The sequence below is a fragment of the uncultured Lactobacillus sp. genome (assembly GCF_946477725.1).
Taxonomy (GTDB): Bacteria; Bacillota; Bacilli; order Lactobacillales; family Lactobacillaceae; genus Lactobacillus.
This window is the reverse complement of the sequence record NZ_CAMKZC010000017.1, coordinates 1-15,134: the sequence shown is the minus strand read 5'-3', so window position 1 is coordinate 15,134 and position 15,134 is coordinate 1. Positions and strand designations below refer to the sequence as shown.

Annotated in this window: 13 protein-coding genes; 9 read left to right on the top strand and 4 right to left on the bottom strand. The window is 36.9% G+C overall.

Translation table 11 applies throughout. From position 1 onward, the window contains the following. Nucleotides 1–153 precede the first annotated feature (153 nt). Nucleotides 154–1,107 (bottom strand): class A sortase, encoded by a 954-nt coding sequence (locus Q0R51_RS07000; RefSeq protein ID WP_294757653.1) that lies wholly within the window; start codon nt 1,105–1,107, stop codon nt 154–156. Nucleotides 1,108–1,361: 254 nt separating this feature from the next. Here Q0R51_RS07000 and Q0R51_RS06995 point away from each other — a divergent pair, with 254 nt between their 5' ends. From Q0R51_RS06995 to Q0R51_RS06985, 3 genes are all read left to right on the top strand, one after another. Continuing rightward, on the top strand, nt 1,362–2,231 hold the full coding sequence (locus Q0R51_RS06995; RefSeq protein ID WP_294757651.1) for a PRD domain-containing protein: 870 nt from the start codon (nt 1,362–1,364) through the stop codon (nt 2,229–2,231). A 144-nt stretch (nt 2,232–2,375) separates the two neighbouring features. Further along, entirely contained in the window at nt 2,376–4,322 is a 1,947-nt protein-coding gene (locus Q0R51_RS06990; RefSeq protein WP_294757650.1) for a beta-glucoside-specific PTS transporter subunit IIABC, read from the top strand. 12 nt (nt 4,323–4,334) lie between these two features. Further along, nucleotides 4,335–5,783 carry a glycoside hydrolase family 1 protein gene (locus tag Q0R51_RS06985; RefSeq protein ID WP_294757648.1) on the top strand — a complete coding sequence of 483 codons (1,449 nt, stop codon included), beginning with the start codon at nt 4,335–4,337 and terminating at the stop codon, nt 5,781–5,783. A gap of 124 nt (nt 5,784–5,907) precedes the next feature. On the opposite strand, the gene Q0R51_RS06980 is transcribed toward Q0R51_RS06985, so the two are convergent. Next, the gene (locus Q0R51_RS06980) at nt 5,908–7,629 is read right to left on the bottom strand and encodes an ABC transporter ATP-binding protein (RefSeq protein ID WP_294757646.1); all 1,722 of its coding nucleotides are present in this window, start codon (nt 7,627–7,629) and stop codon (nt 5,908–5,910) included. A gap of 369 nt (nt 7,630–7,998) precedes the next feature. Between Q0R51_RS06980 and Q0R51_RS06975 the strand changes: the two genes are divergently transcribed. The 5 genes from Q0R51_RS06975 (at nt 7,999) to Q0R51_RS06955 (ending at nt 11,657) form a co-directional block, all read left to right on the top strand. Then, a complete protein-coding gene (locus Q0R51_RS06975) occupies nt 7,999–8,475 on the top strand; it encodes a PTS transporter subunit EIIC (RefSeq protein WP_294757644.1) in 477 nt (158 codons plus the stop codon). After that, nucleotides 8,453–8,809, top strand: coding sequence for a PTS transporter subunit EIIC (locus tag Q0R51_RS06970; RefSeq protein ID WP_294757642.1), 357 nt, complete (start codon nt 8,453–8,455; stop codon nt 8,807–8,809). The genes Q0R51_RS06975 and Q0R51_RS06970 overlap by 23 nt, the downstream gene beginning before the upstream one ends. Continuing rightward, nucleotides 8,728–9,771: a glucose PTS transporter subunit EIIB gene (locus tag Q0R51_RS06965; protein WP_294757640.1), complete on the top strand. Its 1,044-nt coding sequence runs from the start codon at nt 8,728–8,730 to the stop codon at nt 9,769–9,771. The genes Q0R51_RS06970 and Q0R51_RS06965 overlap by 82 nt, the downstream gene beginning before the upstream one ends. Continuing rightward, nucleotides 9,765–10,145 carry a PTS glucose transporter subunit IIA gene (locus Q0R51_RS06960; RefSeq protein WP_294757638.1) on the top strand — a complete coding sequence of 127 codons (381 nt, stop codon included), beginning with the start codon at nt 9,765–9,767 and terminating at the stop codon, nt 10,143–10,145. The genes Q0R51_RS06965 and Q0R51_RS06960 overlap by 7 nt, the downstream gene beginning before the upstream one ends. A gap of 117 nt (nt 10,146–10,262) precedes the next feature. Then, nucleotides 10,263–11,657 (top strand): IS3 family transposase, encoded by a 1,395-nt coding sequence (locus tag Q0R51_RS06955; protein WP_367178620.1) that lies wholly within the window; start codon nt 10,263–10,265, stop codon nt 11,655–11,657. Between the two features lie 298 nt (nt 11,658–11,955). Here Q0R51_RS06955 and Q0R51_RS06950 read toward each other — a convergent pair whose 3' ends face one another. Together Q0R51_RS06950 and Q0R51_RS06945 are read right to left on the bottom strand one after the other, a co-directional pair. Beyond that, complete coding sequence (locus tag Q0R51_RS06950) at nt 11,956–12,591, bottom strand: hypothetical protein (RefSeq protein ID WP_294757637.1); 636 nt, start codon at nt 12,589–12,591, stop codon at nt 11,956–11,958. Nucleotides 12,592–12,787: 196 nt separating this feature from the next. Next, nucleotides 12,788–13,651, bottom strand: coding sequence for a helix-turn-helix domain-containing protein (locus Q0R51_RS06945; protein WP_294757635.1), 864 nt, complete (start codon nt 13,649–13,651; stop codon nt 12,788–12,790). A gap of 106 nt (nt 13,652–13,757) precedes the next feature. Here Q0R51_RS06945 and Q0R51_RS06940 point away from each other — a divergent pair, with 106 nt between their 5' ends. Next, nucleotides 13,758–15,002: an MFS transporter gene (locus Q0R51_RS06940; RefSeq protein ID WP_294757633.1), complete on the top strand. Its 1,245-nt coding sequence runs from the start codon at nt 13,758–13,760 to the stop codon at nt 15,000–15,002. The last annotated feature ends 132 nt before the right edge of the window (nt 15,003–15,134 follow it).

Genomic DNA, 15,134 nt, shown 5'->3' with positions numbered 1-15,134 from the left:
CTAAAAACTATATATTAATATTATACGCGCAAATAGCCGCAAACAAATATTACCCTCATAATACTATCTAAGTCTCAGTATAGCATGTATTATTGCAGATGACTATTTCAAAATAGTTATTTCTGATACCATTATATAATGGTTTTAAAGAAATTAACGCAAAATCCAAATGCGCACAAGTCGCCAGCCAACTGCTAAAACAAAAATAACATTAAAGACAATGATTACCGTCTTGATGAAGGCCATATTTTGGTAAAACTTAGGCCGAGCTGCAGGTCGAACCTGCTCGGACTTTTTAATCTTTTTCTGGTCTTTTTTGGCTGTTAAAGACTCCTGGCGTCTTTTTTTACTTTGCTTTGGCTTAGCGGTTAATTCTGTAGCAATTAAGTTGTGTTTCGTCGCTTTATTTTTAGCGATTAAATCGCCTTGTACAACCGTCCGGTGCTGGCCGTAGCCATACTTAGAGGTATTAAAGTCAGAACAGGTAATCAGCGTGATCATGCTTTTATCCTGCACGTTGTTTTCGACTTCAACCTGAGTAGGCTTCATAGCAAAGGAAATTGTTTTGATTTTATACGTATATATATGATGTAAGTCAGTTATGTAAATGAGGTCGCCCGGGCGTGATAAGTGCAAATTATCTAAAACGGCGGGACCATAAGACCCCATGTAGTGTCCTGCAAGTACGTAATTATTAGCACCACCCATGACACGGTCGGGCAGGCAAGTTACCACACCGTATTCTAGATTCTGATTCTGGTCTCCGTAGCCGGCAAAAAGGGGATTATGAATATTGACACTGGGAATAGCAATTCGGCCAATGGCATAAGCCCTGGCTTGCTTAGCTCTGAGAACTTCGGCTGCACTAACTGACTTAGTTTTGCTGGCATCGTAATTTGTTGTGCGTTTTTTATTTCTATCTGCTTTCTTTTGTGTTAAAGTGATATTTGCTTTTTGCGCATTTTGTTGAACGACATAGGAGTTACCGAACCCGGAACCGAAAAAGATCAGGGTTACTCCCAGGTAAAAAAGGGCTCCTATTAGTAATACACGAGTAGTAGACCATATTTGATATTTTAAAGAATGTTTTTGCTGTTTATTTGCCATTGAACTATTTCTCTTTAAACTTTTATATTAGGTTTCAGCTATTATTTAAGTATAAATTTGCGTAAAGCACAATTATTTGTTTTGTAGGAAACACTTAAAAATAATAATCAAATAAGTATTGAAATCGCTTATACACTACTTTATAATATCAGCTGTAAGTAGACGTGTTACTGATTTGATCAGGCATTAACCTATGAACAATACTTATTTTGGTACTGTTTGTAGGTTTTTTTATTGGAAAGGAAGTAAGTTGAATGAAATTTGTAAAGAATTTTAACAACAATGCTGCCTTGGTGTCTGATGAATCTGAAGTAGACTGGGTGGTGATTGGAAACGGGATTGGTTTCGGCAAAAAAGCCGGCGATCCCATTGATGAGGACAAGATTTCGCGCCGTTTTATAGCTGTTGGGGAAAACCTTAAAATGGTTGACAGCGTGCGGGATATTGATCAGAGAACTTTAGCGCTAACTACTGCTGTGATTAATTTGGCCAGCAAACAATTGCAGATAACTTTTTCGGATTATCAGTTTATGGTATTAGCAGATCATATTGACTTTATGTTAACCCGTGCTACTGAAAATATTGAATTGGGTCAGGATACACTTGGCTGGGAAATGCGAAAACTATTTCCTAAAGAATACGGCACGGCTCAGGAAGCGTTAGAACTGATGCAGGAAAAAACCAAGCTCGATTTTCCTAAAAGCGAGATCGCTTATCTGACATATCATTTTATTAACGCTGGCTCTGGTCAGACCAAACTGCAGGATACTATCAAAATTACTAAGCTTATTCGCGGAGTAGTTGATATTATCCAGTATCAATATGGGATGCAACTTGACACTGAATCATTTAATTTTAACAGGTTCATGACGCATTTACGTGCCTTCATGGTAAGGCATATATGTGGCGAATGTGAAAAGGATTCGGGTGAAGAGCTTGATAATTCTTTAATTGAACTGATGAAGGTCAAGTATCAAAAGGCGTATGACACTGTCCAAAAAATCGGCACGTACTTATATAAACAAACAGGCTGGAAAATGCAGCCTGATGATCAGGTATATTTAACTCTTCATGTCTGGCGGGTAACGCACAGACAAAATGATGAGCAATTACGGGAGAGTTAATTCTACGATATTTTAATAATTAATTAGTTTAAACGGTGTGTTACTGTTTACAGGCATTAACCCGAGAACTTTAGGTGAAAGTCTCACACTAAATTAGTGAGATGTTTTCTTGAAGTTCCCGGGTTTTGATTTTTAGGAGGAAAAATGGCTTACGAAGATTTAAGTAACGAAATTATCGCTGACGTTGGCGGTAAAGACAACGTAGTCAGTGTAGTTCACTGTACTACACGTTTACGTTTTAAATTAAAGGACATGAAGAAGGCAAATGATGACAAATTAAAAGCCACTGCTGGCGTAATATCTGTTGTCAAGTCTGGCGGTCAATACCAAGTCGTTATTGGTAATAACGTTGCTGATGTCTATGACACACTGGTTAAAGTAGGTGGCTTTTCTGGTGGCGGCAGCATTTCTGATGATGACGTTGACAATAGCAATATGAGCTTAGCTGATAAATTTATTGACTTGATTTCCGGTATTTTTAATCCGCTTCTAGGTGCAATGTGTGCTGGTGGTATGATTAAAGGCTTTAACGCAATGTTTTTGGCGTTTGGGTGGCTATCAGCAACTTCTGGAACATATGTCATTTTAAACGCCATTGGCGACAGTTTATTCTATTTCTTACCTATTATTTTAGGAATTTCTTCAGCAAAAAAATTTGGTATCAACACGTATTTAGGTGCCACAATTGGTGCTGCTCTTTGTTATCCTTCAATTGTGTCGATGGCAAGCAGTAAAACTGCGCTGTTTACTGTATTTAAGGGCACATTCTTAGAAGCACCGGTTCACATGACTTTTTTGGGCATTCCGGTAATTTCAATGAACTATACCACCTCAGTTATTCCGATTATCATTGCGGTCTGGTTTGCTTCTAAAGTGCAAAAGGTTGCTCGTAAGGTCATTCCAGATGTTGTTAAAACTTTCTTAGTACCATTTATCGTTTTATTAATTACTGTTCCAGTTACTTTCCTTGTGATTGGCCCGGTTGCAACTTGGCTAGGTAACGGAGTTGCGGAAATTGTTAGTGCAATTTATAACTTTAGCCCGGTGATTGCTGGTATTTTAATGGGTGCATTTTGGCAAGTATTTGTCATCTTTGGCGTTCATTGGGGCTTTGTGGCAGTTATGATGACTAACATTGCTGCCATGGGCTTTGACCCGATTATTGGTTTATCATTTGCTGCCTCCTTTGCTCAAACCGGTGTGGTTTTAGCTATGATTTTTCAAACTAAAGACGAAAAGACTCGCAGTCTGGCTATTCCCGCATTTGTATCAGGGATCTTCGGTGTTACCGAACCAGCTATTTATGGTTTAACATTGCCACGTAAGAAGCCATTTATTCTCAGTTGTATTGCTTCTGCTGTTGGTGGCGGCTTAATCGGACTCTTTGGCACCAAAACTTACATAATGGCCGGAATGGGTATCTTCGCAATTCCGTGTGCTATGGGTAAAAATGGCATTGACATGGGTGTATATGGCTTGATGATTGGTATGGCTGCGGCAATCATTTTAGGCTTTATATTGCAAATGCTTTTGGGTAAGAAAAGCGTTGATGAGAATTTAGCTGGACAAGCTGCCGGTTCCGCTGCAACAAATGGTGCTGCAGATTCAGCAGCTGTTAAGCCGGAAGTTTCATCTAATAAGGAAGAAAAATTGGTGGCTCCGTTAAACGGGCAGGTTGTACCATTAAGCCAAGTCAAAGATGAGGTCTTCTCCAGCGGCTCAATGGGTAAAGGCGTAGCGATTAAGCCTAAAGATGGCAAAGTTTGCTCACCTCTTGATGGTGAAGTAGTGATGGTTTTCCCTACTGGACACGCTATCGGCCTTAAATCCAATAATGGTGCAGAAGTCATGATTCACATCGGTATGGATACAGTTGAACTTGATGGCAAGGGCTTCACTACTTTAGTTAAAAAGGATCAGAAAGTTAAAAAGGGTGAACCTTTAATTAGCTTTGATCTGGAAGCCGTCAAAGAAGCTGGTTTTGAAACTACAACACCAGTGGTTGTTACTAATTCTAATAATTATCATGAAGTTAATGCAGTTGCAAATGGTACAATAACCATTGGGGATGCATTACTAGATTTAAAATAACGAAAGGAGAAAATGATGACTACAAATAATTTTCCTAAAGGATTTCTATGGGGCGGTGCTACTGCTGCTAACCAATTAGAAGGTGCCTACCAAGAAGGAGGCAAAGGCTTATCCTTGCCAGACGTTTTACCTGGTGGCAAAGACAGAATGAAGATTATTGCTTCACCTGACTTTGATTTTAAGCTAAACCCAGACTATGTTTATCCTAATCATATTGGTATTGATCACTATCATCATTACAAAGAAGACATTGAGCTTTTTGCTGAAATGGGCTTCAAGTGCTATCGCTTTTCAATTGCCTGGTCCAGAATCTTTCCTAATGGGGATGAGGAAACTCCTAATGAAGAAGGCCTTAAGTTCTACGATGCTGTAATTGACGAGTGTTTAAAGCATCACATTGAGCCTGTAATTACTATTTCACATTACGAAATGCCGCTGCATTTAATTACTGAATACGGCAGCTGGAAGAATAAGAAGCTGATCGACTTCTACGAGCGCTTTGCCCGCACTGTTTTAACCCGCTACCAAGATAAGGTTAAATACTGGATGACTTTCAACGAAATCAACAGTGCCGCTCACTTCCCAATTATGGGTCAAGGTCTCACCATCAGTAATGGCGCTCGTGACAAGAAGAATGTTTACCAGGCTTGGCATAACCAATTTGTTGCTAGTGCTAAGGCTGTTAAAATTGGTCATGAACTCAATCCTGATCTTAAAATCGGCTGCATGATTCTATATGCTACCACTTACAGCTATGATTCAAATCCTAAGAACCAATTGGCTACCTTGCAAGATAATCAGGCTAATAACTTTTTCTGCGCTGATGTTCAAGTAAGAGGACATTATCCTGCTTATACTAAGAGTTTATTGGCTCGCCAAGGTGTTAAATTATCAGACCTTGATTACACTGATGAAGAACTGGCATTGTTAGCTCAATATCCAGTTGACTATATTGGCTTTAGCTACTACATGTCATCTGTAGTTGATGTTACTCATGAAAACCAAGAAACTGCTAACGGCAACTTAATGGGCGGCGTTAAGAACCCATTCTTAAAGAGCAGCGACTGGGGCTGGCAAATTGACCCGACAGGCTTAAGAATTGCCTTAAACCAATTGTCCGATCGCTATCAAAAACCTGTATTCATTGTTGAAAATGGTCTGGGTGCGGTAGACAAGCCAGATGAAAATCATTATGTCGCAGATGATTACCGAATTGATTACTTGCGTGAACATATTGAAGCTATTTCCCAGGCAATAGACGATGGCGTTGACGTCATGGGCTACACTCCTTGGGGTTGCATCGACCTAGTTAGTGCTTCAACTGGTGAAATGTCGAAACGTTACGGTTTTATCTATGTTGATGAAGATGATGAAGGCCACGGAACCTTTAAGCGCTACAAGAAAAAGTCTTTTGACTGGTACAAGAAGGTTATTTCTACTAACGGTGCTGATTTAGGGTAAATCTTGGCGGAGATACGACTCGGCTCATGTGAGCAAAATAAACAAGAAAAAGCGTGCTTAAAAGCACGCTTTTTTGCTATGTCAATTTCTATTGCAATTTTTTCAAAACATTGATTGCTATAAACTAATTAGTCATAGTCAGGCTGCATAGATTATATAAATCACCTTTTTGCTTCATCAATTCTTTATAAGAACCTTCTTCAGTAATAGTGCCATCTTTCATAAAAATTATCGCATCATATTTTTGTAATAAGTTGGGATTCAATTTATGTGTTACCACAATTGATGTTAAATCCTTTATCTCTAAAATTGCATTTTCAATTGCAGTAGTATTTTTTTGATCTAAAGATGACGTTGCTTCATCCATTAACAAGATAGGTGTTTTTCTAATTAATGCTCGCGCTATAGAAATTCTCTGCTTTTGGCCACCAGATAAAGCTTTGCCATTTTCGCCAACATTCATAGCAACGCCCTTAGAATTGGCGTCTACTAGCTTTCTTAAACCAGCCTTATTTATAGCATAATTCAGTTCTTTATTTGTAAAAGATTTGCCTAGCATTATATTATACGCAAGAGAATTATCGAAAATATAGACATCCTGTTGGACAATATTTATTAGTTTATAAAGAGATGACAAATTAATGTTATTGATGTTTACGTTATCTATACTGATGTTGCCATCCTCAGTTAATTTGTAATATCTCATTAGTAACTTTAATAATGTTGTTTTTCCGCTGCCAGACATACCTACAAGTGCGTATTTTTTGCCTTTTTCTATTTGTAAGTTGATGTTTGAAAGTACTGTTTTTTCCGCTTCACCATGCTGGGGATAGGAAAAACTAACATTGGTCAATTTGATCTCATTTTCAAATCTGTTTAATTCCAAATAGTTGCTGTTATCTTTTACCGGATTATGCACTTTCTCCAGCAACTGATTCAGAGTTTTGCTGGCGGCTAAACCAGCCTTTTTGTTATTCATTTCCAGACCCAATTTGCTCAGTGGCAGTACAATAAAATTAACTAATTGCACAATTGCTGTAACTCCGCCAATACTGGTGTTTCCATTAATTACCATAAACATTCCTAGTCCGTATGCAACCAGAAAAACTAAATATCCAGAGAAATTCGAAATTGATACCGAAATATTATTAAGTTCTGACAGAGAAAACTCACTATCAGCCCGTTTATCGTTACCGTTCTGAAATTCTTTGCTAATTTGCTTTTCAATATTAAAGCTTTTAATTACTAAAAAGCCGGAAAATGCGTCTTTTACCTTGGAGACATAGGCATTTTGTTGTGTCAAAGCCAGATTCTGTTTTGCCTGCATTTTCCCACCCAACAAACTCATAACAATAATTGGCACTAAACTTACTATTAGCACTGCTATTGACAGCTGCCAGTTAATCATAAACATCCCTATAATCGAGAAAAGCAATAATGACGAGTTAGAAACAATATTAAAGAAAGATTTGATATATTTTTCCTCAATTGTCGAGACAGTATTGGTCATTGTTGCTAAAAAATCTCCGGTACTATTGTTGCTGAATTCATTTAGGTCACTTGCAATAATTTCATTAAAAATATGCCTGCGATATTTTTTACTAAAATTATTAACAAACCTATTTTTGGTTAGTTCACTGGTAAAAACAGCAGCTGCCAAAAATATACATACTAATAAACAAACAAATATTGCATTTTTTAATTCATAAACATTCCTGGCAATCCCTGAGTCAATTAATCTTTTTAACACCAAAGCAAGCAATAAGTTTATAAACGGATAAACTATTCCCGAAAAAAAGAGCGCAAGATAGTAATTTAACTTATCATATTTTTTGTAATTTTCCATTAATATAAACATCCTTTCTATTCTAAAAAAATATAAGTAAAAGTATCTAATTATTTTAAATTCTTCTACGTCTTCTCACTATACGCTAAACATTTTATAATCGAAAGAACTATTTTAAAATAAAGTTATATTTTTTAAAATTATAAAATAATAGTTATTTTGATAGTTCTGTGTAAAAAATTATAGAAAGTTTTTTAAAAAATAGGCAGGTCAAGTTAGTATTAATTTGAAGGATATTAAGCATAGAAAGAAGTATTTCATTACAAATACAGAAAAAAATAGTTTCTACGAATCACAAAGGATTGTTTATATTTTGTCTTAATGAGAACATCTGATCTGGAGTATTTAAACAGATACAGGAGGAAAATAATGAAGGGAAAAATTTATGCTAAGGCGCAACAGGTTGGCAAGACATTCATGTTGCCAATTTCGTTGCTTCCGATAGCGGGATTATTTCTAGGATTGGGTGCTTCTTTTACCGGTCCGACTTTTATAAAGTTGTATCATTTGGAAAGTATTTTATCGCCAGGGATGCCATTAAACAGGTTTTTAAGCATTTTAAATGACTGTGGCTCTGTAGTCTTTGACAATCTAGGCTTGCTATTTGCTGTCTCTATAGCGTTGGGAATGGCAAAAAGTGAAAAAGGGGTCGCTGCGCTTTCTGCGGTTGTAGGCTACTTTTTAATGTACGCTTCCTTAACCAGTTCAATTAAAAATCTCAGAAATTTAAATCAGCTCAAACAAGTTAATGGTTTAATTACAAATGTGTTGGGTTTTAACAACACAATGAACCTGGGAGTGTTCGGGGGGAATTATTATTGGGTTGATAGTCGTATGGCTACATAATAAATACTATAATATTAAACTGCCAGATGTAATTTCATTTTTTGGCGGGACCCACTTTCCGCCAATAGCCGCTGCGGTTTCTGGCGTAATAATAGGAATTTTGCTTTCATATATTTGGCCTTATTTTGCTGCTGGAATTTCTGCTTTAGGCTTCTTCATTGCTAAATCAGGAGTAGTTGGTTCCTTTCTATACGGACTAATTTATAGAATGTTGATACCCTTTGGTTTACACCACATTTTCTATTTGCCATTTTGGCAAACAGCGGTAGGTGGAACGGCCATTGTTGCTGGACATACCGTACAAGATGCCAAAACATCGTCTTTGCTCAATTAGCAGCTGGCGGTAAGATTTCGTATGAAGCTGCCAGATTCTTTTCATTTCAGTTCCCAGAAATGATTTTTGGCTTGCCAGCTGCTGCCCTTGCAATGTACTCTGTAGCTCGTAAAGATAAAAGGAGTGAAATTAAAGGACTTTTAGTATCCTCTGCGGTAACTTCCATTTTAACTGGAATTACCGAACCACTTGAATTTACTATTTTATTTGCTTCACCATTTTTGTATTTTGGCGTTCACTGTGTACTTTTTGCTTTTTCTGCAGTCTTTGTAACATTGCTAAAAGTAGGAGTAGGCTTTACCTTTTCCGGTGGCTTAATAGACTTTATTCTTTATGGTGTGTTACCCGGAAATGCCAGAACTAATTGGGTTCCAATCATCTTCTTAGGTATTGCTTATTTCGTTGTTTACTATTTCTTGTTTAGATTTGTAATTACTAAGTTCGATCTCAATACGCCTGGTCGTAAAGATGATACTACTTTAAAAACCAAGAAAGATTATGTTGATAATAAGAAATTTACTGCTCTAACTAAAGATGAACAAGTAGCTTATGAAATAGTAGCAGCTCTAGGTGGAACTGATAATTTAGTGAATGTTGACAACTGCGCCACAAGACTGCGGGTGACAGTTAAAGATGGCAATTTAGTAGATAAAGAAACATTAACCGCAACGGGAGCAGCGGGAACGGTAGTTAACGGTGCATCTGTTCAAGTAATTTATGGCACTACTGTCGGCAACATTAAAACAAATGTAATGGATCTGATTAATAGCGGCAAAGCACCAAAAACTGTTGCAAATTCAGTTAAGCCAGCAAAAAGTTCGAAGTTAGACTCAGCTGATAAAAAAGTTCAAAAGTCGGTTGAAACTGGTCCGAGTCAAAAAATTGCACTTTTTGCACCTGCTGATGGACAGCTGGAATCATTGCAAACCTTAAATGATGGTGTTTTTCCAAAGAGATGGTAGGTAAAGGCTTTGCGATCTTACCAGAAAATGGCAATATCTACGCTCCAGTTGATGGCACTATAACAACAATTTTTCCGACTAAACATGCAATTGGCATAAAAGGTGAAAATGGCATTGAGTATCTTTTGCATATGGGATTGGATACTGTTGAGCTTAAGGGCAAAGGCTTTAAGATTCTTTGCTCTGAAAAAGAACAAGTCCATCAGGGTGACAAGCTGGCAGAAATGAATTTAACAGAAATTAAATCTGCTGGAAAGGCAACTTATGTTATCTTTGTAGCTACTCTGTCTGCCCGATTATTAGATGTCAAAGTTGCTGATAATGATAGAGTTACTGCTAATGATCAAGTAGCCGAGTTGTTGGTTAAAAAATAAACAGCTATCATGCCAGATTTCTATGTTAAAACATCTTGCTTCAGCCAATTGTTGCAAGTAAAAAAGCCAAGCTTTGATATGACCCCCAAATTTAGGACAAATTTGGGGGTCATTTTTATGTCTAAATTATCTAAACAAGATAAAATTGAAATCTATCATCTTTGGCACGATTATCAAATCAGCCCTGCTGAGCTAAGTCAGCGTTATCGGGTTGGCAGGACTAATATTGGTTACTTGTTGGCTTTAATTGACCGTCACGGTCTAGCCATTTTAGATCAGCCTTACACTGCTTATACAAGTAATTTTAAGGAGCAAGCTCTCAAGCGAATCATAGTTGACCATGAACCCCTTTATCACGTAGCACTAGATTTAGGTTTAAAAAGTCGTGGCATGTTGTCTAATTGGCTGCGCGAATATCGTAAAAATGGGTATAATATCGTTAACAAGCAGAGAGGACGACCGCCCCATGACCAAAAGAGAACAGCTGATCAAACAGGAAAATCATCGGCTCAAGCAAGAGAACGAACGCTTACGCCAGCAGAACTTGAAGCTGAAAATCGAGAACGAATTCGTAAAAAAATTGAGCGTCTTAGTCGACCAGCGGACCAAGAACCGCAAGCCGCGGAAATAGCCCAGGCAGTTACCCAACTAAGGCGCGAGCTTAAAGTCAGCGTAACTTTTATTCTTGATACCATTAATGCCAATCCCAATCTGCCGCACTTATCCCGTAGTAATTACTACTACACTTTAAAGAAGAAGGATAAAGAGCGGGATAATCGAGAAATAATGGCTGAAATCAAAGCTATTTATGAAGAACACAAGCACCGCTATGGCTATCGCCGCATTACTGCAGAGCTTAGGCGTCGCGGTTTATTAGTCAATCATAAAAAGGTGCAGCGCTTAATGAACAAGCTGAAATTGTTTGGCATAGTCAGTAAACGCTGGCACAAATACAGCAGCTATCGCGGCACTCAGGGTCCGATTAAGCCTGACCTGATTAAACGCAGCTTCAGTGCGGTTTATCCCAATCACAAATGGTATTCAGATATAACTGAGTTTAAGCTCAAGGGGCAAAAGACCTATTTATCACCGATCATTGATGGCTGCACCCAAGAGATTGTTTCCTATACTATTTCCCGCAGCCCTAATCTTAAGCAGACCATGGATATGTTAAGAAAGGCCTGGGACAAACATCCGGCACTAAATGGTTTGATCTTTCACACAGATCAAGGCTGGCAGTACCAACACCCGCAATTTCAAGCGTGGCTGAAAAACCATGGCATTAGCCAGTCAATGTCACGCAAGGGCAATTCGCTTGATGATGGGTTAATGGAAGGCTTCTTCGGGATACTCAAACGAGAAATGTTTTATGGCTTTGAAAAGCAATATAAGAATCTCACTGAACTGGAAGATGCGATTAGAGACTACATTGAGTATTACAATCAGAAAAGAATCAAGATCAAACTAAAAGGACTAACTCCGCTTGAATATCGGCAGTTAGTCCTCAGTTAATAGCTAATATAAAGTGTCCTAATTTTAGGGTTCACATCACTTTTCGTTTAGAAAGCCTGGTTTTTGTTTTACTCAAAAATTAAATTGATGGCAAATTTGAAATAGGGTTTAGTTACCAATTTGCTTACGCTATATTTATTCACATTTTATTTTTACTGTCATAGACTCAACAAAAAATCCTGCTTTTGTGGATAATGTAATTGTGCATTATCTACTTAAGCAGGATCATTCACTAAAACTACTTTTTCATATTGCAATAGAAAATTGGATAAGTTATGCTTTTCTAGTCCTAACACAACTATAATGATGCCCATTTACCATTATGAAAATGATTAAATAAGCTTTTGTTTTCTTCCAGCAACCCAACTATCTGTTGTCTATCATAAACAGCTACTCCATGATTATTTAGTATGGCAACAATTTCTACTAAATCTTTTGCTTGAATATTTCCTAATTCTAATTGAATTACTTTATTATTCACAGTCAAGTTTAGCTTAAAAAAGTCTGGGTTAAAATCAATTGGACTAATTCTAACTTTTTTACGATATGTAATTTCAGCATTAGTGATATTCTCAAATAAATATGATTTTGTATATATTTTTTGGATATGTAACAGCTGCATAAGTTTCATTACATCATTTGAACTATAACTTACCACAGTAATTCCGTTTTTATTAATCTGCCAATATCCACTAAAACATGTTGGTAAAGTAATAAAAATTCCCACCAAAATTATGAATCCCAGCACCCACCAAGGTTGATAACCAAATCCAGTCATAAATAATGACACTAAAATGACTAAAATTAGTCCTAGGATTACATGCAGAATGTTTACTTTATGTCCAACAGTTACACTTTTATCCGAGTTACTAAATCCTGAATTATTCGCAGGATAGAGTTGTTGTCCTGCAATCATTTCTTCGTTTGACTTCATGAGATTCACACTTTCACAATTTAGCAGTAACCATTTTATTTGTATTTAATTATACTACGTCTTGTTTTTTTAGAAAGCGTTTTTCTTAGCAGTAATGAATAATTTTTGCTGTTTAGTAGGACTTAGAATATAAAAGTTCACTATTCAAATTGTAATAAAAAGCTGGTTACCAGTGAATGCTGGAACCGGCTTCTATTTATACTAAATTGCCACCGGTCTTTTCTTGCACAGTTTTTTGCAACTGCTTACTATATTCAGTCATGCCGATTAAGGCAAACTCTTCTATTTGCCTTGCGCAATTATCTAGATAAACCTGTTTAGGATCAAAATGATAGTTAATAATGTTTTCCAAGAATAATAGAGTCATCTTATTAAAGCAGGTTAGTGGCTGGGTGTGAATCTCATGGGATTTTTCCACCAACTGCTTTGCTTCCTGGTACTTGTCTTTTTCCAGACACATACTAATCATATTGATTAATATTCCCAACACTATAAATTGAAGACCGTCATTTTCGCTATCTTTAAATTGTTGAAAAATTTTGTTAGTAATGATCATATCACTGGCAAAATCATAAAAAACCATGCAGTTCAGGAAAATTTTGATAGTTTTCCAGTCAAAATTCTCTTCATTAAAGAACTTATTCTTTAGTTGCTGGATTTCTGCAGCGCTTAATTTTTCTCTATTACCATCTATAATAGCTAAGATTGAGTTCACACTTAGCATTAAATCATTTTTACTGGTAAGCTCGCTACCCGCAATGGCCTGCTTAATTTCTTTTAGGCGCTTAGTATCAAAATTATAATAAGCGTCCGTCATTTGGGCAACAATCTTCTTTTTGAGATTATCTTCACTTTCAGACTGGTAATCAAGTTGTTTAAAAAAATCAGCAATTTTAACGTGATTTTGCCGTAATAATTCAATTAGGTCTGCCGCTGAAATGCGCGTCAGATCTTTTTCTACTTTGGAGTAAAAAGAGGGGCTGATAACATCGCCAATCCATGCGCGTTGAGTTTTGCCAGCTTCTAAACGGTATTGTCTAAGTAATGCACCGATAGTCATAGTTTAACCTCATTAAATTTTTTTGTTTCATATATGACACTTTTATATTCACAATTTTAGCTTAAGTACAATTAAAAATAAAGAAAGCTAAAAAGGAGAAAAAATTATGACTATCTTTTTTAAAAATAAAGAATATCGCAAGTTTTCAATTGCCAGTATTTTATCCAGTGCTGGAGATATTTTATTCTATTTAGCGCTTATGACTTACGCCAGTCGGCTCAAAAATTATTCGCTGGCCTTATCATTAATCGCCATTTCAGAGTCAGTTCCCCGGCTGTTTTCCAGTGTTGGTGGCTATCTAGCTGACCGGACGCAGAATAAATTTCAAAAAATAGTCTGGATGGCCATGATTAGAGGAGCGCTCTATTTGCTAGTCGGCTTTCTTTTTAGCCAGAATATTGCGGGTTGGAATCTGGTAATTATGGTGATTATCATCAACTTTATTTCTGATACGGCCGGAACTTATTCTGGTGGACTTACTACACCACTAATTATTAGCCTGGTTAAAAAGGATGAGATTGCTGAAGCTGAAGGTTTTACCAGCGGTGTCTCACAGGTAATCACTTTAATTAGTCAGTTTGTTGGGTCAGGACTTTTGTTATTCATGTCATATTCTGCACTGGCTGTAATTAACGGTCTGACTTTCGTTGTGGCAGGGTTGATCTATTGCAATATTGCCAGGAGTAAACGAAAAAAGGGCATTGCAACTGTCACACAAGAAGTCGATGATCGTGGCTTTTGGTCCACCTTGGCCTTAGCATTAAAGCAAGTGAAAAAGGCTAGTGGCTTAATTACTACCTTACTGGTAATCGCCATTTTAAACGGAGTTCTCAGCACGATAGAGCCTCTGATTTCTATTGTAATTGCGGGCAATCGTCAGGTGATGGTCATTGGAACCTATAGTTTTACAATTGCATTAATCGGCGCTATGGCAGGAATAGGCGCTGCCTTAGGCAGCATTCTTGGTACTAATCTATTTAAAAATGTTAGCCTTTATATCATCATTATGTTTGCTTATATTGCTGGAGCAAGTGTCATAATTGCTATTTTAAGTAAACAAATTTGGTTCTGTTTAATAACTTATTGTATCCTAGGCTTCTTTGCAGGAACTGCTAGTCCAAAATTAACCCAATGGATGGTAGGTGCAGTTGATCGTAAAATTTTGGCGTCCTCTGTTGGTCTGATTAATACGATTTTATTAATTGCCAGTCCCTTAATGACAACTGCTTTTACTACCTTATCAGCGGTGACAAACGTACAATATTCTCTTTTAGGATTATTGATAGTCAGTATGCTGCTCTTTGCAATTACCGTATTGGTGATGAGAAAATCCGCACAAAAAGGAAAATAAACAGCCAGTTTAGCTGGTGAATTTGAAGTATCTAATTTGTTAATCATTACAAATATGATTGATTTCAATTCTATTTTGCTTGGCTAATCTTTCTGAAAAACTACTTTTACAATTTTGAGTATCTTTTCCATA

Coding starts and splice junctions, on each gene's coding strand:
- Q0R51_RS06985 (WP_294757648.1), top strand. CDS start 4,335: ATGATGACTACAAATAATTTTCCTAAAGGATTTCTATGGGGCGGTGCT.
- Q0R51_RS07000 (WP_294757653.1), bottom strand. CDS start 1,107: ATGGCAAATAAACAGCAAAAACATTCTTTAAAATATCAAATATGGTCT.
- Q0R51_RS06940 (WP_294757633.1), top strand. CDS start 13,758: ATGACTATCTTTTTTAAAAATAAAGAATATCGCAAGTTTTCAATTGCC.
- Q0R51_RS06975 (WP_294757644.1), top strand. CDS start 7,999: ATGAAGGGAAAAATTTATGCTAAGGCGCAACAGGTTGGCAAGACATTC.
- Q0R51_RS06990 (WP_294757650.1), top strand. CDS start 2,376: ATGGCTTACGAAGATTTAAGTAACGAAATTATCGCTGACGTTGGCGGT.
- Q0R51_RS06945 (WP_294757635.1), bottom strand. CDS start 13,651: ATGACTATCGGTGCATTACTTAGACAATACCGTTTAGAAGCTGGCAAA.
- Q0R51_RS06995 (WP_294757651.1), top strand. CDS start 1,362: ATGAAATTTGTAAAGAATTTTAACAACAATGCTGCCTTGGTGTCTGAT.
- Q0R51_RS06960 (WP_294757638.1), top strand. CDS start 9,765: ATGGTAGGTAAAGGCTTTGCGATCTTACCAGAAAATGGCAATATCTAC.
- Q0R51_RS06980 (WP_294757646.1), bottom strand. CDS start 7,629: ATGGAAAATTACAAAAAATATGATAAGTTAAATTACTATCTTGCGCTC.
- Q0R51_RS06950 (WP_294757637.1), bottom strand. CDS start 12,591: ATGAAGTCAAACGAAGAAATGATTGCAGGACAACAACTCTATCCTGCG.
- Q0R51_RS06955 (WP_367178620.1), top strand. CDS start 10,263: ATGTCTAAATTATCTAAACAAGATAAAATTGAAATCTATCATCTTTGG.